This is a genomic window from Pseudomonas auratipiscis (assembly GCF_036324085.1).
GTDB classification, from domain to species: Bacteria; Pseudomonadota; Gammaproteobacteria; order Pseudomonadales; family Pseudomonadaceae; genus Aquipseudomonas; species Aquipseudomonas auratipiscis.
The window spans coordinates 1-17444 of sequence record NZ_JAZDCU010000016.1; the positions used below are offsets into that span (position 1 = coordinate 1).

Below are 17444 nucleotides of genomic sequence, written 5' to 3' on the forward strand. Positions count from 1 at the left end.
GATACGACAGGTGCTATCGATGGTGCTCGAGCAGCACGCCATCGAGCTGGAGTTGCAGCCACGTCAGTACGGTATTTACCAACCTTCATCCACATCCATGCCTCTGGCTATCTGCTTTCGTGCTTGAAAGAAGTGATCAGCATGCTTAGCCACCGAGGTGACACCATCGCCGAGCGGATACGTTCAAACGGCAAGGTGGGTGGTGCCGAGGTCGGCGATTTCATGATGCTGCAGTTGATCAACCGCACCGAGTTGCTGCTGCGTCATTATCTCGATCTGGAACAGCTGCCGCCTGAAGCACTGTACCGCGCACTGCTGACGATGCTGGGTGACCTCGCTACCTTTGCCTCTGACAGTAAGCGACCGCGCCTGGACAGCCGCTACCAACATAGCGACCAGGGCGCAAGCTTTCGCAAATTGATGGAAGCGATACGACAGGTGCTATCGATGGTGCTCGAGCAGCACGCCATCGAGCTGGAGTTGCAGCCACGTCAGTACGGTATTTTGGTTTCGGCGCTGCACGATCACACACTCCTAAGTACGGCTTCGTTCGTGCTCGCTGCCAGCGCCAATTGCGACTCCGAAGAATTGCGCCATCGCCTGCCGGCACATCTCAAGGTCGGCCCGGTGGAACGTATTCGGGAGCTGGTCAACCTGCACCTGCCGGGGATCAAGATAAAGCCGCTGCCGGTGGCGCCACGGCAGATCGCGTTTCACGCCAACAAAACCTATTTCATTTTAGAGCTCAGTTCTGAAGACCTGGCACAGCTGGAGCGTTCCGGTGGCCTTGCCTTTCATGTGTCTGGCGAATTTCCCGAGCTTGAACTGACATTCTGGGCCATCAGGAATTGAACGAAATGAGCAAGGAAATGGAACAACACCAGGACGACAAAACCGTCCTGCTCGACCGCGAGGGGCAAGGCCCGGCGCGGGGTGCGTTGACCGATTTCGAGGCACCGCCGCGCTTCGAACAACTGGAGAATCGAATGATCTACGCCGCGCGCCTGCGCCCGGCGGAAACGTTCAACATCAGCCTCAATGCGTTGGTGGCGGCAGCCTCAGACCTGTTGTCGGAGGTGGTGCGCCTTAAGCATGACGCTAACGACGAAAGTCTTCAGGACCTGAACGAGCGCCTGACCGCCAGCTTGAAATTGTTCGATCTGCGCGCGCAGGAGAATGGCGCGCAAAGCAGCCAGGTAATGGCTGCTCGCTATGTGCTGTGCACGGTGATCGATGAGGCGGTGGTGACTGCCAAAGGCAACAAGGAAAGCGAGTGGTCACAGATGAGTCTGCTCAGCAGCTTTCACAACGAGACCTTTGGTGGCGAGAAGTTCTTTCAGTTGTTGGACCGGCTATCAAAGAATCCGGTCAAGCATTTGCCAATGTTGGAGTTGATGTACTTGTGCATGTCCCTCGGTTTCGAGGGCAAGTACCGGGTGATTGCGCGCGGCACGCTGGAACTTGAGGACATCCGTGACTCGCTGTACCGGCAGATCCGACAACTGCGTGGCGATGTACCGCGCGAGTTGTCACCGCATTGGCAAGGGCTCGGGGACAAGCGGCGGCGCCTGGTGCGCATCGTGCCGGTGTGGGGGATTGCGTTGTTCACCGTGGCATGCCTGGTAGTGATGTATTCGGGGTTCGCCTGGGTTTTGGGTGAGCAGCGCGACAGCGTCCTGCGTCCTTATCAGCAGCTTGACCCTGTCGTGGTTCATTCCCAGCCGTAAATCAGAGATGCGTGATGAAAAATTTCTTTAAAAAAGCCGCTGCGATCCTGTCCACAACATGGGTCTGGACACTGGCGCTGGTGCTATTTTTTGCGCTGCTGGTGTGGGGCGTCGGGCCGTTGCTGGCGGTCAACGACTACAAGTTCTGGAAGAGTGCCAGCTCGCGATTGCTAAGCATCAGCGTGCTGTTTTTGTTTTGGGGCCTGGCAATGGTCTTCGCCAACTGGCGCGCCGGGATCCGCAAGAAAGATCAGGACGACAGCGAAGACGGCCAGTTGCGCTTGCATCGTGAAGAGTCGATCGATAAAGAACAGAAAGTGCTGCGCGGCCGCTTCAACGAAGCGCTGCGCACCCTCAAGACATCAAGCCTGTACCGTGGCCGCAGTGAACATTGGCGTAACGATCTGCCGTGGTACCTGCTGATCGGCCCGCAGAGCAGCGGCAAAACCAGCTTGCTGGAGTTTTCCGGCCTGGATTTTCCGATCAACAAAGTCGAGCGCAAGCTGACACGCGACACCTTCGGTACCCGACACTGCGATTGGTACTTTGCCGATCACGGCGTACTGATCGACACCGCCGGCCGCTACCTGAGCCAGGAAGATCCGGCAGTCGATGGCAGCGCCTGGAACACCTTGCTTGAGCTGCTGCGCAAACGTCGTCGCGGGCGTCCTCTCAATGGGGTGTTGGTGAGTATTCCAGTGGATGTACTCATCAGCGGCAATGAAGAGGGCCTGAAAGTCATCGCCGATCAAGTGCGCGCTCGTCTACAGGACATTCGCCAGAAACTGCACGTTGACGTGCCGGTTTACCTGGTGCTGAGTAAAGCCGATAGGCTGCCGGGGTTTAACGAATCCTTCGATCAGTTGACTCGCGAGGAAAGCGATCAAGTACTCGGCAGCAGCTTTGCCCAGGAACAGAACGGTGCTGACGTGACCATGCTGCGCCAGCAGTTCGAGGAGCTGCTGCGTCGTCTGAACAGCCAGGTGATCATGCGCATGCACCAGGAACGCGATACTCAACGCCGGGGCCGGATCCTCGACTTCCCACATCAATTGGGCCAGATCGGCGAGCTCCTTTGTCTGTTCGTGGATATGGCCTTCACCGGCAACCGCTACCAACAGGCCAGCCAGCTACGCGGCTTTTACCTGACCAGCGCGCCCCATGTGCCGGAAAAACCGGCGCAGAACCCCAAGGGCGACGACGCCCAGGCAAGTAATGGCGCCGATGTCCTGCCAACGTTGCGCAGCGGGCCTTCGAGATTCATTCATCACCTGATGAGCCGGGTGATTTTTCCCGAGGCTGACCTGGCGGGCCTGGATAAACGCGAGCGCAAGCGCATTCACTGGGGGCAGCGCGCGCTTTACGCGGGAGCATTGGCAGTATTGGCCTTGTTTGGCGTGATGTGGGCGCAAGGTTTTTCTGCCAACCATGAGCGATTGCAAAGCCTGCGTTCGCTGGCACAGACCTGGACCCAGCAGCGCGAAGACCTGAGTGCGCAGGACGATGCGATGGCTGCACTCAAGGTTCTGGATGCCAGCTTCGACGCCTCCAACGTGTTTCCGGCTCCGACCGATGTTGCGCTGTACGAACGTGTCGGCCTGTATCAGGGCGAAAAGATCAACCCGCCGGTACTCAACGCTTATGAGCAGGAGCTGCAAGCACAGTTGCTGCCACGGGTGGCACAAATGCTGGAAGGCCAGATTCGCACCAACCTGCGTGACCGCGACCGCTTGCTCAACAGTTTGCGGGCGTATTTGATGCTGAACATGGCAGATCGTCGCGATCCTGCCTGGCTCAGGGATTGGGTGGCCAGCGCCTGGTCGACGCATTATGCCGGCAACACCAAGGTGCAGAATGACCTGAGTGGACATTTCCAGCGCCTGCTCAAACTTAACTTCAGCTACCCCGTCAACGATCCGTTGGTTATCCAGGCCCGTCAGGTGTTGCGCAGCGAATCGCTGGCCAACGTGGTGTATAGGGTGTTGCGCGAGCAGGGTCGAAGCCTGCCGGAGTACCGCCTGAGCCAGCACCTCAGGTCGCAAAGCAATGTGTTTTTTGGCACCGACTACGCCATACCTGGCTTCTACACCCAGCAAGGCTACCAACAGTACTTTTCGGTACAGGGTGCAGCGCTGGTCACGGATATCCTGCGTGACAACTGGGTGCTGGGGGAGGGCAGCGGTATTAGCGGTATGGACCTGCGGCGCCTGATGGTGGAACTGGAGCAGTTGTACTTTCGCGACTACGCCAACTACTGGAGTGAAGCGGTCGGGCGGATTGGCCTGCAACCTTTCAACGATGCAGGCGGAGGCGCTGCGCAGTTGGCGGCGCTCACCTCAGCCGACTCGCCAATTCTGCAACTGCTTGTGGAGGTACGCGAAAATACCCGTTTCCAGGCGCTCGCTGAAAGCGCTGAAGACGTAGTCGCTGCAGCCGACACGGCAAAAGTGGCGCCGAGCAAGGTCACAGCCGTTGCCGCTATTGCTGGAAAGGCTCAGCAAGCCTTGGCCAGCACGCTGCCGGACACCGCAAAACGATCACTGCAGCGACGGTTCGAGGCGTTGCACCGTTTGCTCGACGACAACAACGGTCCCACGCCTGATTTGAGCTTGGCGCTGCAGGCGCTTAATGATCTGCAACTGCAGTTGGCCAGCCTGGCCCGTGCCAACCTGCCTGAGCAAAGCGCATTTGAAATGGCCAGGGCGCGTATGAGTGGCCATCGTGATGCGATCAGCAACCTGCGTAACACCTCGCTGCGGTTGCCGCGTCCGGTAAGTGCCTGGTTCAACATACTGGTAGAGGATACCTGGCGTCTGGTACTCAACGACGCCTACCAGTTTCTCAACCAGCGCTATCAGAGTGAGCTGTACAGCTTCTACGGCAAGGCTATCAATAAGCGCTATCCCTTCAACGCCCACAGTACCAGTGATGTCGCCATCAATGACTTTCGTGAGTTTTTCAAAGCTCAGGGCGTTGCCGAGCGCTTCTTTGAAACCTACCTGCGGCCTTTTGTCAGCGGTGATCCGGGTAGCTACCATCTACGCAGCATTGACGGCCAAAGCCTGCCGGTCTCCAAGCTCTATCTCAACCAAATGGCAGCGGCCCATGTGATTCGGCGCAGCTTTTTTGCTGAAAACCCGACACAACCGCAGGTGCAGTTCAAGCTTGAGCCTTACACCCTCGATCCTGCGGTCAGTCGCTCCGAGTTTCGCTTCGGCGCCCAGGCCTTGGAATACCGCCATGGCCCCATCATGCCGGTGTCTTTCCAGTGGCCAACCGATGCCGAGGATGGTCGCACCAGCCTGGTGCTGGAAAAGATGTCCGCGCGCCCGATCGGAATCGAGAAGAACACCGGGCCCTGGTCGTTGTTTCGTTTGCTTGACCTGATGCAGACCGAATACCTGAGCGGCCGTGACGTTCTGGTGCTCAAGGCCGAGGTAGGTGGCTTGCGCGCCAACTACCTGCTTATGAGCCAGCGCACGCCGAATCCGTTCGACATGGACGTGCTGCGCAGCTTCCATATGCCGGTGCAGCTCTGATGCAGGTTGCCAGTACTTGGCGCAGTGCCGCGCGCACCGACCCGGGTAAAGTTCGGACGCGCAACGAAGACGCTTTTCTCGATTGCCCGGAGCAGGGCCTTTGGGTGGTCGCCGATGGCATGGGTGGGCATCGGGGAGGTGATATCGCCAGTCAGCTGATCGTCGCAAGCCTGGCTGACTTACCGGCTTACAACTGCTTCGATGAGCGTCTCAAAGGCCTGCGCGAATGCCTGCATTGGCTCAATCGGCGCCTCGGCCAAGAACTTACGGTAACTGCCGAACGACGCGACAGCATCATCGGCAGCACCGTGGTTGCGCTGTTGCTCGAAGGCAACCGTGCGGCTTGTGTCTGGGCCGGGGACAGCCGCTGTTACCTGTGGCGTGGGCAACGGCTTTACCAGTTGACCAGGGACCATTCGCTGCGACAGCAACTGGTTGACGAGCAAAAAATGAGTATCGCGCAGGCAAAAGCCCATCCGCAGGCCAATGCCTTGACCCGCGCTGTTGGCGCGAGCGAGCAACTGACCCTGGACGTGCTGGAGCTGAAAACCTACCCAGGCGATGCCTTTCTGCTCTGTAGCGACGGCCTTTACCAAGGGTTGGCCAGCGATGTCCTGGGCAAAGCCTTGAGCCTGCCTTCGCCGCAGGCCGCGTTGAAGCGTCTGTTCGACGGCGTCTTGCATGGCGCGGCACGTGACAACCTGACGGCCGTGGTGATTCGCCCGTGAACGAGCTCCATGAGGGGCTGAGGGAGGCCAGCGACGAAGCGTTGCTGGACCCGACGTACTTTGCGTTCGCCAGGTCCAGCAACGCGGCGGGCAATTTGGTGGCCCTCGAAAACAAGCCTGCAGCACCGCTGCCGGAGCTTCCGCAGGTGCTGCTGGGCCGTTATCGTCTTGAGCGTCTGCTGGGAGCGGGGGGGATGGGCGCTGTCTACCGGGCCCGGGATCTGCTGCATGAGCAATTCGGTGATCCCGATCCCTATATAGCGATCAAGCTGTTGAGCGATACCTTCCTTGAGTCGCCAGATGCCAGCGCTTTGCTCTACAGCGAATTTGCTCTGACTCGGCGCTTGCATCACCCGAACGTGGTCCGGCTGCACAGTTTCGAGGTGGACACCCATTGCCAGCGTGCCTTTATCACCATGGAGCTGATGCATGGCCTTACCTTGGACAAACTGCTCTGTGAACGCCCCACGGGGTTGCCGTGGCATGAAGTACGTGATGTGGCCTTGCCGTTGCTCGACGCCCTGGCTTACAGCCACACGTGCGGCGTACTGCATGGCGACCTGAAACCAAGCAACGTGATGCTCAGCGAGCGCGGCGTGCGACTGTTCGACTTCGGTCTTGGCAAAGCCGAGGAAGGCGCACTGCCTGGGTTGGCGCAATTGAGCCGCAGCCAAATCAACGCCTGGACACCCAGCTACGCCGCGGCAGAACTACTGGAGGGCGGTGCGCTGTCGGTCCGTAGTGATCTGTACGCGCTGGGCTGCGTGATCTATGAGCTGGTGTGCGGAAAGCACCCGTTCAAGCGCTTACCCGCCACCCAGGCTCGCGATGAAGGTCTGGACCAAACGCTGACCAGGCCCGGTGGCTTGCCGAGGCAGTGCTGGCCTGCGCTGCAAAAAGCGCTGAGTTTTGACCCGTGCACGCGCCTTTCTGATGTCTCCCAGCTACGCGCTGCATTGGCGCGACCGACGTCAAGGCTAAAGGGTTGGCTAGCGAGGTGTCGGCTATGAAAACCGCGTACTCGTACACCCTGCAGTCCACGATTTTTCGATTGGATCAGATGGCCTGTTGCTCACTTTTACTCACTCAGCTCAAGGATTAGCTTATGTTTGCGTCGGCCAATACCGCGCAGTTCGAACTACTCATCCCCTCGGTGCGCAACGACTTTAAAGTACTGGCGTTCAAGGGCAGCGAAGCCATCAGCACCCTCTACGCGCTGCGCATCGAACTGGTCAGCGAGTACTCCAACATCGAACTGGAAAGTTTGCTCAACCAGCCAGCCTTCCTGCGCTTGGGCTTGCGCGGTGAAGGGCTTCACGGGTTCATCGACGATGTGGCGGTGGGCGGTGAGGCGATAGTCAAAACCAGCAATTAGTAAGACGCTATCGGTGAAATCGAAGGTTTGTCGAATTTTACAGATGTAATGAATACACAATAGCGCAGGAAAATCTCTCAGCGATTCTTGATTTTATGTAGTCCTTTTCCTAATCATGCTTCTAGCGGCTATAAACCATCGCGGCGAACCCGAATAAGTTCTAGCCACCCGTTGCCATTTCAATCCCTAGCGCGAAATGATCAATAGCTTTGTTCGCGTCTCATCCCTGATCATGGCGGGTGAGCCATTAAATAAATAGCTGGGCAAGAAGAACAGCTACTCGAAAAATCTGAAGCGCTGACGAATTGCTACAGGTCGAATAACCGCACTTTAATCAGGCGTCAGCAAACGAAGCTATCGTGACGAGGATGACAGAGGCGAGTGAGATTGAATTGAACAGCGAAAGCTCGATCCCGGAAGATACCATATTTTGATAGGTGCACTGGGAAGCCGCATAACAGTGCTGCCTGTTAATAGTGGGTCTTCTCCCACGTTAGCCCCTCGGCGAGATTTTTGAACTCCAACCGCTGGGCCCTGTGGGTCTTCGAGTGGGGAGTATTGATAGTAGTCTTCATCGTACCAATCGTTAACCCAATCTGTTGCATTACCCGATAGGTTGTAAATTCCGAGCGGGTTGGGCACGAACCTATCAACGGGAAATGTATTCTGCTCGTCTGGGTGTGGAAAGTTGCGGCCGTAATTTAAGTTTCCATTGTCGGTTGGGAAAGATAAGTATTGGCCACGGTTGCGTGCTGCGTACTCCCATTGTGCTTCGGTTGGTAGGTCGATCGGGTAATTAGATAGTGTTCCTAACCATCCGCAGTAATCCTTGGCCTCTTGCCAGCTTTTAGTGGGGGCAGGGAGCTTAGGTTGATAGAGATGTTGTAAATCTGCGCGCTGTCGATACTCAGTGTCGATTAGCTCTTTCCCGTTGGCTATGAAGAATATATCAAAATCATCTAGTGTTACTTGGTATTTTGAAAGCGAAAAGCTCTTTAATTTTACCGGGTGCACAAATTTATTATCCGCGCCCATGCTAATAGGGCCCATTTGCGTCGGTTCAACCCCACAAGGCCAGTCGCAGAGATTTGAAGGGTCGTCATCACGAGGCCACCCAAAATCCCCCATCTGAAACTCACCACCCTCAATAAACACCATATTGCCCAGCGACTGCACAACGGTGTTGAGCACTTTACCGCGAGTCTCGGCGGAGAGATTTGGGTATTTTCGCTCAATGGTCGAGGCGATTTCGTTCACCTTGTCGACGGAGAGTTTCTGGCTTTTGGGGTGAGGGATCGACTGTCCCTGGCAACCTGCCAGCAGCAGCAAGGTACAAGTCGCTAATAAAAACTGTCTGGGCACGAGGATGTCCTTATTCGGGTGAGGCAATAGTCAAAAACTAGCTGCCACTGCAAGGTGATGGGGCGCGAGACCTGTATCTGGTTTAGTAATGCGGCTTTTCATGCAGAAACTGCCCATGCCCACCATTTACGCTTCACTTAATTGATGATACTAAAGTGTGCTTCAACTTGAATAGATCACAACGCGAGTTCGGATTGGATTGAGCAGCGGAAACCTATGCCTGCATAGTGGCCACCTTGTACCGGTTCTACGCCCCAGCGTCTAACAGTACTGGCGCTTAATAATGGGTCCTCTAGCATGTTCGTACCCCGCCATACTTTCTGTGTTCCGGTATCGGGACCTTGGGGATTTTCGATAGGGGAATAATGATAGTAATTTTTGTCATACCAATCATTGACCCAGTCCGTTGCATTCCCTGAGAGGTTGTAAATGCCTAAAGAATTAGGCGGAAATTTATCTACAGCGAACGTGTCAAGGATATGGGGTTCTGGGAAATTTCTTCCATAATTTAAGCTTCCATTGTCAGTGGGGAATATGATTTTTTGTCCTCGATTGCGGGCTGCAAATTCCCATTGCGCCTCGGTTGGTAAATCGACTGGATAGCCGCTGAGCTGCCTGAGCCATATACAGTAATCCTTCGCCTCTTGCCAGCTCTTTGCTGGTGCTGGAAGATTAGGGTAATGAAGGTCAATCAAGTCTTTTCGCTTGCGTCGCTCAACATTAAAAACAGGCTTTCCATGAACGGTGAAAAATAAATCGAAGCTTTCAATAGTTGTCTGAAATTTCGAAAGGTAGTAGCTGCTCAGCTTGACTGGATGAACAAAGTCATCATCGCCGAACATCGTTATATTACCCATCTGACTTCTATCCATTCCGCAGGGCCAGTCACATAAATCGGTTGGGTCGTCATCATATGGCCACCCAAAATCCCCCATCTGAAACTCACCTCCCTCAACAAACACCATATTGTCCAGTGACCGCACAACAGTGTTGAGCACTTTGTCGCGAGTCTCGGCGGAGAGGTTGGGGTATTTCCGCTCAATGGTCGAGGCGATTTCGTTCACCTTGTCGACGGAGAGTTTCTGGCTTTTGGGGTGAGAGGTCGACTGTCCCTGGCAACCTGCCATCAGCAGTAAGGTGCAAATCGCTAATAAAAACTGTCTGGGCACGGGGATGTCCTTATTCCAGTGAGGCGGTAGTCAAAAACAAAAACTAGTAAGACGCAATCGGTGATATCGAGGTTTTGTCGAATTTTACAGATGTAATGAGTACACAATAGCGCAGATGAATTTCTCAGAATTCCTGATTTTATGTAGTCCTTTTCTTAACGCATTTAAGGTCTTAGAGTGGGTGTTCTGATTGTATTGCACAACGAAAACCGACGCTGGGGTAGTAGTCCTCTTGTATTGGCTCAACACCCCAGCGGCGGACCGTACTGGCACTTAATAGGGGGTCTTCAAGGACATTTGCGCCGCGCCATATTCGTTCCCTACCAGTACGTGGCCCTTGAGGATTATTGACAGGCGAGCGGCGGTAATAATCCTTGTCGTACCAATCATTAACCCAGTCTGTTGCATTTCCAGAAAGGTTGTAAATGCCCAAAGGGTTAGCAACGAAGCTATCTACTGGAAATACGCGTTTTACCTTGGGCTCAGGGAAATTTCTTCCATAATTCAAGCTACCATTATCGGTGGGAAATACTACATGCTTGCCTCGATTTCTAGCGGCATACTCCCATTGTGCTTCTGTCGGCAGATCGACTTGATATCCACTTAGATCACCCAGCCAGCCACAGTAGTCTTTGGCTTCTTGCCATTCTTTTGTAGGGGCAGGATGGTTCGGTTCATGCAGAAATTGAATGTCTTTACGCTTCCTGTCCTCTGCATTGAACACTGGTTTGGATTGAGAGATAAAGAAGATGTCAAAGTCTTTTATGGTCGTTTGAAATTTAGATAGGGAGTAGCTACTGAGCTTTACAGGGTGAACGAAGTCGTCCTCTCCGTGCATAGTTATTCGCCCAATTTTAGAGGGATGTACTCCACAAGGCCACTCACATAAATTATGTGGATCATCATCAAATGGCCACCCAAAATCTCCCATTTGAAACGCTCCGCCCTCAACAAACACCATATTATCCAGTGATCGCACAACAGTATTGAGCACTTTGCTGCGCGTCTCAATGGAAAGGTTTGGGTATTTTCGCTCTATGGTCGAGGCGATTTCTGCCACCTTATCGACGGAGAGCTTCTGGCTTTTGGGGTGGGGGAGCGACTGTTCCTGGCAACCTGCCAATAGCAAGCAGGTACAGGTGGTTATCAACAACCGACTTGGCACGGGGGTGTCCTTGTTCAGGTGAGACAATAGTCAGAAACCAGCTACCAGTAACAACCTTGGGTGAAGCCGAGATTTCCATCGAATCTTACAGGTGCAATGAATACACAGGAGCAGCGGGAAAATCTTTCAGAATTTCCTGATTCCATGTAGTCCATTTCCTATTCATACTTTTGCCGCCTAAAAGCCATTGCGACGCTTTAGATCCAGCTCTAGTCTCGCTCGGTCGTTGCCAATTCAACGACCGGTTTTGACAGACCGAATTCAAAGTGAATCCGCATGTGCTCGCGTTATGGCGGCTGTACGTGGGGCACCTTCGTGTGCGCCGGTTTTCCCTTTGCTTTACCGGTCTGTCAACCCACGTATAGCTGCCACCTTTGTTTGACAGCAAAGGTTGTGGCAGCTCCCTAAAGCAAAGGAGTTCGTCATGCTAAAAATCGTCCCCGATCCACCACTTCATCCCCGCCAACAATTCACCTCATCGACCCACTACTCACCCACGCCCACGTGTTCCTCAAAGCCTGGCGCCGTTGCATAAAGGCCAACTTGGCCAGGGAGGTTGGGATGGATAAGAATCCGCGATTCGGCAGTGTTTCGAATCTCAAGACAGTAGGTGTCGCAACCTTCGGTGAAGGCGAGCGCGGGGGAGGTGTACAGCGGTTGTTTCGGGTCGAGCCAGGGCACAGTGCGGAGTTTGTGCTCGAGCAGGTGTCAACGTTGATGGCCTGTGCGCAAACGCTGACGTTGCAGGCTGGGCTGGAGGAGGATGCGACGAGCGCCTGGGCGGCACATTATCTGCTGGGTATGGCCAAGGCGTTGGTCGACGACTTGGCGCACAGCTTGCTCGCCGCTACCTAAGGGTGGATCACAGCGATGCGGCAGTCAGCTCGATGTTTCGGTCTTGAACATCAATGATAAAGGGCAGCGGCAGGTGGTGTGGCGTATCAAGGGATGAAACCTCGAAACCACCCACGACCAGGGGCTGACGCTGCTCAAGGGCGATTGATTCATCCGCCAGCCTTTTGACCATTTTCGCGTGGTTCATTGCGATTTCATTGAGCGTTGACACGTTATATCTCCGATAGCTGAGCAGGCGTCTTGTAGGCGCCCTTGGACGTTGATTTTGGCCGCTGCCGCGTCAGAATTACGTCTTTTCGGGGCCGCTGAGGCGGCATTTGCAATAGCCACGCCAGAGCTGCTGGATAATTGGCTGTCGCGAGATCCAAGGCGACGAATGGCGACCAAGTGCTATCAGAAGATGGGGCATGAGAGGAATCGGGCCGGTCAAGATATACATCTATTTTCCGGTGACCTCATCCCCTCATGCTTGGGTTATTTATAGGCTGAGCGGCGCCGCGCCACAACTGACAAAAATACTAGGTTCTGGCGATTCGGGACGGACGGTACTGCCTGATAGCGGAGCCATCCCTCAGTTCAAAACGATAATCCGCGACACCAACTCCGCGCTGTTCTTCGCCTGCAACTTTTTCATCAGCCTTGCCCGATGCACTTCCACCGTGCGGTGGGAGATGTTCAATTTACGGCCGATCTCTTTGTAGGTCAGGCCGTTGACGATGTGCGCCGAAACTTCCCGCTCCCTCGCCGTGAGGTTAACGGTGGGCCGAAACACGCGGTCCATCCGTTCAAAGTGCCACACCATCAGTTGGAACGGGTCGTCCGGGGTCAGGGTGTAGCCATTGGCCCGGGCCCAGAAGACTTCGCCGTTGTGGTGCTGCATGAATCGCTCGTCCGAGTAGGCGCCATTCTTGGCGTGGCGCAGCCAGCTCAGGCTGCGTTCGCCGATGGCCTGGTAGTCAGCTTTGGAGGGGTAGAGCTTGAGAATGAGCTCGCCAAGCAGGTCGCTGCGCTGGTAGCCGAATAGGTTTTGGAAGGCCTCGTTGAGGTCGAGCATGCGCCGGTTGCCGGTGATCACCTGGGGCGCAGGCGACACCTGGAACGCCAGGCGCTCAAGATCTTGCAGTTGTCGGGCGGGGTCGGTCATGGCGCTGGCTGCCTGTTTCTTTTCAGTGTTGCCATGCAGTATCCATCAATCGAGCTACTGATCCCTATACGTAGTTGCACGAATAGCGAGGGCTTTGCGCTTGGGGCCATTGTAGGGAACGCCTGATCAACAAAAGGACAAAAACCATGGCTACCGATTCTGTCAGCATCGTCGCTGCCGCGCATTCACGCTTTGGCCGCTTGACCGACGCCACGCTGGAAGACCTGATTGTCGATGTAACCCGTGCCGCCCTGGCTGACGCTGATGTGGCCGCCGCGGAAATTGATGCGCTGTTTCTCGGACACTTCAATTCGGGGCTGGTAGCCGATGGCTTTCCAGCGTCGCTGATGTTGCAGGCCGATCCCGCGTTGCGCTTTAAACCAGCTGCTCGCTGCGAAAATGCCTGCGCTTCTGGGGCGGCGGCGATTCAGGCGGGGATCAATGCCATTCGTGCCGGCGAAGCAGAGTTGGTGCTGGTGGTGGGTGCCGAGAAAATGACTGCCAATTCCACCGAGCAAGTCACCACGGCGTTGGCCGGGGCGGGCTACCAGCATGATAGCGATGAGGCTGGGCTGAGTTTTCCGCAATTGTTTGGCTTGGCGGCCGCTCATTATGAACAGCGCTATCAAAGCCCGCTGTCGGCGATGGCGGCCATCGCCGCGAAGAACCACGCCAATGCCATGAGCAACCCGTTGGCGCAGATGCACAAAGCGATGAGTTTTGAGCACTGCAACACTGTTTCGCCGAGCAATCCATACATTGCCGAGCCGCTGCGCCTGACCGACTGTTCGTTGGTGAGTGATGGCGCGGCGGCGATTGTGTTGGCGTCGAGCAAGCGTGCACGGCAGTTCCGTCGCGAGGTCGCGATCAAGAGCATGGTGCAGGTCAATGATTACCTGCCCTTGTCTCGCCGCGACTTGCTGGCCTTTGAAGGCCCGCAGCGGGCAATTCGTGCAGCGATGGACAAGGCACAGGTGAGCCTGGGCGAGTTGAGTTTCGCCGAGGTGCACGATTGTTTCACCATCGCCGAATTGCTGATTTATGAGGCCATGGGCTTGGCCCCACAAGGGCAAGGCCAGCGGGCGCTGGAGGAGGGTATTGTCCAGCCCGGTGGCAAGCTGCCGGTGAACCTGTCCGGCGGGCTCAAGGCCAAGGGGCATCCGGTGGGCGCAACAGGTGTATCGATGCATGCCTTGGCCTTTGCTCAATTGACCGGTAAGCCGATTGGCCTGGCGGCGCCGAATGCCGAGTTCGGGTTGCTGTTCAACATGGGTGGGATGGCAGTGGCCAACTACGCCTCGGTGCTTCAGGCACGGAGGGCGTAACGGTGAATATTGCCAATTGGTTGCAAGCTGCCGCGCAACGCTGGCCCGAGCGCCCGGCGCTGTTTGAGGGGCACCAGCAGATTGCCGATTACCGTACTTTTGCCAATCGAGTGCGCGGTTTGGCGTTGCAGTTTGTTCACGAGCATGGAGTTCGCCCCGGTGAGCGGGTAGCTCTGTTCATGAAGAACTGCTGCGAGTACCTGGAGTTGATGTATGCGGTCTGGTGGATCGGTGCCGTGGCTGTGCCGATCAATTGCAAGCTGCACCGCAGCGAGGCGGCCTGGATTGTCGACAACGCCGAGGCGAAGCTGATCTTCACTGACGACGGCCAGGTCTTTGCGCGCGGCGAGCTGGCTGAGGGCTGCTTCGAGCAGGCGGGGCGCGAACGCGTGATCGCCGATGTTGGCGCTGCACTGGCAACACCCTACACCTGCACGGCCGATCATTTGGCCTGGTTGTTCTATACCTCGGGCACCACTGGACGCTCGAAGGGGGTGATGCTTTCCCACGGCAACCTGGTGGCGATGTCTCTGTGCTACCCAGTGGATGTTGATCCCGTCAACGCTGACGATGCCGTGGTATATGCAGCACCGATGTCTCATGGCGCCGGCTTGTACAACTTCATACATGTGCGTTGTGGTGCGCGGCATGTGGTGCCGGCGTCGCGCGGCTTCAAGGCGCAAGAAGTGTTCGACCTGGCTGCCCGGCTTGGCGACGTTTCGCTGTTTGCCGCGCCGACCATGGTCAAGCGTATGGTCGAGCAGGCGCGCGTGGTCGGCTATGCCGGAGACGGGGTCAAAACCATTGTCTACGGTGGTGCGCCGATGTACCTGGCGGATTTGCAGGATGCCGTGGACACCTTCGGTGCGCGCTTGGTGCAGATCTACGGCCAGGGCGAAAGCCCGATGACCATCAGCGCCTTGCCCCGTGAAGTGATCGCCGATCGTCAGCGAGCGGATTGGGCGGGTGTTGCGGCTTCAGTGGGACTGGCGCATTCATGTGTCGATGTGCAGGTGCTGGATGGCGATCGTCGGCCCTTGCCGTTCGGCCAGCCCGGGCAGATAGCGGTCCGTGGACCAACGGTAATGCAAGGCTACTGGCGCAACGAAGCAGCCAGCCGTGAAACCTTGGTCGATGGTTGGTTACTGACAGGTGATATCGGCTTTCTTGATGAGCAGGGCTACCTGACCCTCACCGACCGTTGCAAGGACGTCATCATCTCTGGCGGCAGCAACGTGTACCCACGCGAAGTTGAGGAAGTATTGGCGCTGCACCCCCAGGTGTTCGAGGTATGCGTTGTGGGTGAGGCGGATGAGCAGTGGGGCGAATCGGTGGTGGCCTTTGTGGTTGCCCGTGATGCAGCCTTGCTGGATGAACGTGCACTGACAGCCTGGTTCATCGAACGCATGGCTTCGTTCAAGAAGCCGAAGAAGTATGTGTTTCTCGCCGAGCTGCCGAAAAACAGCTACGGCAAAGTACTCAAGACTGAATTGCGCCACTGGCTTAAGGAGGCCGCAAGCGCCGCCGTTTTGTAAACGACTGATGTAGGACCGCTTTCCATCAATAAAAACAAGACAGGAATACTGCTATGGCAAATCTTCAGCACAATCCGGCCCGGCAACGGCGGCGCGCGTTCATCGGAGCAACCTCTGGGCACCTGATCGAATGGTACGACTATGGCGTCTATGGCTTTCTGGCGGTGTACATCGGTCAGGCGTTTTTTGTTTCCGATGATCCGACCACCAGCCTGCTCAGTAGCTTTGCCGCCTTCGCCTTGAGTTTTTTCATCCGTCCCTTGGGCGGGTTGTTCTTCGGCCCATTGGCCGACAAGATCGGTCGGCGCAAAACCCTGATCACCGTGCTGGTGATGATGGCAGGTTCCACCTGCCTGCTGGGCATGCTGCCCACTTATGCGTCCATCGGCATCGCCGCTCCGATTCTGTTGGTGTTGATCCGTTGTGTGCAGGGCTTTTCTGCCGGTGGCGAGATCGGCACCATTACCAGCTTTATCTCCGAGTATGCCGGGCCTGGGCGGCGCGGCTTCTCCACCTGCTGGTTGATGGTGACGGCAGTATTGGGCCTGGTGCTTGGCGGTGTGGTAGCCAACGGCATGACCTGGGCGCTAGGTGCTGATCTGATGCAGGATTGGGGCTGGCGTATTCCCTTCCTGGTAGCAGGTCCCATGGGTTTGATCTCTATGTATATCCGCCTGAAGCTTGAAGACAGCCCCGAGTTCCTTGCCTTGCAGAAAGCGGGAGAAACCTCCAAGGCGCCATTGCGTGAGGTATGGCAGTGGAAGCGGGCGATTGCGTTGGTGTTTTTCATCATCACCCTGCACAGCTCGATTTTCTACCTGGTGCTGACCTTTGCCTCGACCTACATGTCGCGCATTCTCAAGTTCGACAGTGGTACCACGCTGCTTTACGTGTTCATTGCCAGTCTATCGGCAGCTTTCGTCATGCCGTTTGGCGGCATGTTCACCGATAAATATGGGCGCAAGCCGTTCCTGATGGTGGTGGGGGTGTTGGCGACAGCGTCGATGTATTGGTTCTTCAAGGCTGCACCAACAGCCACTGCGGCGTCTTTCTTCTATCCGCTGATGGCGGTGGCGATTCTGTTTGGTCTGTACGCTTCGTCCACCTACGCGACCATGAGTGAATTGCTGCCCACGCGGATCCGCTCGACGGGAATCGCGGTGGCCTACAACATTCCTGTGGCAGTGTTCGGCGGCAGTGCGCCTTTGATTTCTACCTGGTTGATTCAGCAGACCGGTGATATTTCATCGCCTTGGTACTTCTATATTGGCACCGGAATTGTGTCGCTGATTGCCTTGGTGGCATTGCGCAAGGAGGATTTTGTGGCGTGCCACGGGGCAACGGAATCAGCGCCTGCCCAGGTCGACTTGAAGCTGGCAGGCACTGCGGTGTAGGGGGGGGAGGAGCGGGCTTGCTCGCTCTTTGAAGGGGAAGATCAGCCGCAACGAGGTATGAAATACACGCGATAAGAAACAGCATTCGCTGAAGACTTTCGCTATTAAAGAAGTGCAGTTGTTATA

At 56.0% G+C, this 17444-nt stretch carries 14 protein-coding genes and 1 pseudogene; 10 read left to right on the top strand and 5 right to left on the bottom strand.

Annotated features, from left to right (window positions below; translation table 11 throughout):
• The first annotated feature begins 15 nt into the window (after window positions 1-15).
• The 6 genes and pseudogenes from tssK to V0R60_RS20115 all read left to right on the top strand — a co-directional run.
• Window positions 16-852, top strand: coding sequence for a type VI secretion system baseplate subunit TssK (gene tssK, locus V0R60_RS20090; RefSeq protein ID WP_330143362.1), 837 nt, complete (start codon window positions 16-18; stop codon window positions 850-852).
• A gap of 5 nt (window positions 853-857) precedes the next feature.
• The gene (gene icmH / locus V0R60_RS20095) at window positions 858-1727 is read left to right on the top strand and encodes a type IVB secretion system protein IcmH/DotU (RefSeq protein ID WP_330080248.1); all 870 of its coding nucleotides are present in this window, start codon (window positions 858-860) and stop codon (window positions 1725-1727) included.
• A 14-nt stretch (window positions 1728-1741) separates the two neighbouring features.
• Complete coding sequence (gene tssM / locus V0R60_RS20100; protein WP_330080247.1) at window positions 1742-5266, top strand: type VI secretion system membrane subunit TssM; 3525 nt, start codon at window positions 1742-1744, stop codon at window positions 5264-5266.
• The gene (locus V0R60_RS20105; RefSeq protein WP_136475562.1) at window positions 5266-5994 is read left to right on the top strand and encodes a PP2C family protein-serine/threonine phosphatase; all 729 of its coding nucleotides are present in this window, start codon (window positions 5266-5268) and stop codon (window positions 5992-5994) included. The genes tssM and V0R60_RS20105 overlap by 1 nt, the downstream gene beginning before the upstream one ends.
• Window positions 5991-7004 (top strand): serine/threonine-protein kinase, encoded by a 1014-nt coding sequence (locus V0R60_RS20110; protein ID WP_136475563.1) that lies wholly within the window; start codon window positions 5991-5993, stop codon window positions 7002-7004. The genes V0R60_RS20105 and V0R60_RS20110 overlap by 4 nt, the downstream gene beginning before the upstream one ends.
• Before the next feature lie 95 nt (window positions 7005-7099).
• Window positions 7100-7339 (top strand): annotated as a pseudogene (locus tag V0R60_RS20115) (type VI secretion system tip protein VgrG); the annotation flags it as partial.
• A gap of 384 nt (window positions 7340-7723) precedes the next feature.
• Here the strand turns inward: V0R60_RS20115 and V0R60_RS20120 are convergent.
• The 3 genes from V0R60_RS20120 to V0R60_RS20130 all read right to left on the bottom strand — a co-directional run bounded on the left by V0R60_RS20120 (window position 7724) and on the right by V0R60_RS20130 (window position 11065).
• A complete protein-coding gene (locus V0R60_RS20120; protein WP_330080246.1) occupies window positions 7724-8731 on the bottom strand; it encodes a formylglycine-generating enzyme family protein in 1008 nt (335 codons plus the stop codon).
• Window positions 8732-8907: 176 nt separating this feature from the next.
• Complete coding sequence (locus tag V0R60_RS20125; protein ID WP_330080245.1) at window positions 8908-9900, bottom strand: formylglycine-generating enzyme family protein; 993 nt, start codon at window positions 9898-9900, stop codon at window positions 8908-8910.
• A gap of 172 nt (window positions 9901-10072) precedes the next feature.
• Window positions 10073-11065 carry a formylglycine-generating enzyme family protein gene (locus V0R60_RS20130; protein ID WP_330080244.1) on the bottom strand — a complete coding sequence of 331 codons (993 nt, stop codon included), beginning with the start codon at window positions 11063-11065 and terminating at the stop codon, window positions 10073-10075.
• Between the two features lie 561 nt (window positions 11066-11626).
• Here V0R60_RS20130 and V0R60_RS20135 point away from each other — a divergent pair.
• Entirely contained in the window at window positions 11627-11920 is a 294-nt protein-coding gene (locus V0R60_RS20135; protein ID WP_330080243.1) for a DUF3077 domain-containing protein, read from the top strand.
• A 7-nt stretch (window positions 11921-11927) separates the two neighbouring features.
• Here V0R60_RS20135 and V0R60_RS20140 read toward each other — a convergent pair whose 3' ends face one another.
• Together V0R60_RS20140 and V0R60_RS20145 are read right to left on the bottom strand one after the other, a co-directional pair.
• Window positions 11928-12131 (bottom strand): hypothetical protein, encoded by a 204-nt coding sequence (locus V0R60_RS20140; RefSeq protein ID WP_136475570.1) that lies wholly within the window; start codon window positions 12129-12131, stop codon window positions 11928-11930.
• A gap of 360 nt (window positions 12132-12491) precedes the next feature.
• Window positions 12492-13064 (bottom strand): LuxR C-terminal-related transcriptional regulator, encoded by a 573-nt coding sequence (locus V0R60_RS20145; RefSeq protein WP_330080242.1) that lies wholly within the window; start codon window positions 13062-13064, stop codon window positions 12492-12494.
• A 146-nt stretch (window positions 13065-13210) separates the two neighbouring features.
• Here V0R60_RS20145 and V0R60_RS20150 point away from each other — a divergent pair, with 146 nt between their 5' ends.
• The 3 genes from V0R60_RS20150 to V0R60_RS20160 are packed head-to-tail and all read left to right on the top strand — an operon-like array spanning window position 13211 to window position 17318.
• Entirely contained in the window at window positions 13211-14389 is a 1179-nt protein-coding gene (locus V0R60_RS20150; RefSeq protein WP_136475572.1) for a thiolase domain-containing protein, read from the top strand.
• 2 nt (window positions 14390-14391) lie between these two features.
• A complete protein-coding gene (locus V0R60_RS20155; RefSeq protein WP_330080241.1) occupies window positions 14392-15924 on the top strand; it encodes a class I adenylate-forming enzyme family protein in 1533 nt (510 codons plus the stop codon).
• Between the two features lie 53 nt (window positions 15925-15977).
• Entirely contained in the window at window positions 15978-17318 is a 1341-nt protein-coding gene (locus V0R60_RS20160; protein WP_136475574.1) for an MFS transporter, read from the top strand.
• Window positions 17319-17444 lie beyond the last annotated feature (126 nt).

Coding starts and splice junctions, on each gene's coding strand:
- tssM (WP_330080247.1), top strand. CDS start 1,742: ATGAAAAATTTCTTTAAAAAAGCCGCTGCGATCCTGTCCACAACATGG.
- V0R60_RS20145 (WP_330080242.1), bottom strand. CDS start 13,064: ATGACCGACCCCGCCCGACAACTGCAAGATCTTGAGCGCCTGGCGTTC.
- icmH (WP_330080248.1), top strand. CDS start 858: ATGAGCAAGGAAATGGAACAACACCAGGACGACAAAACCGTCCTGCTC.
- V0R60_RS20150 (WP_136475572.1), top strand. CDS start 13,211: ATGGCTACCGATTCTGTCAGCATCGTCGCTGCCGCGCATTCACGCTTT.
- V0R60_RS20105 (WP_136475562.1), top strand. CDS start 5,266: ATGCAGGTTGCCAGTACTTGGCGCAGTGCCGCGCGCACCGACCCGGGT.
- V0R60_RS20135 (WP_330080243.1), top strand. CDS start 11,627: ATGGATAAGAATCCGCGATTCGGCAGTGTTTCGAATCTCAAGACAGTA.
- V0R60_RS20160 (WP_136475574.1), top strand. CDS start 15,978: ATGGCAAATCTTCAGCACAATCCGGCCCGGCAACGGCGGCGCGCGTTC.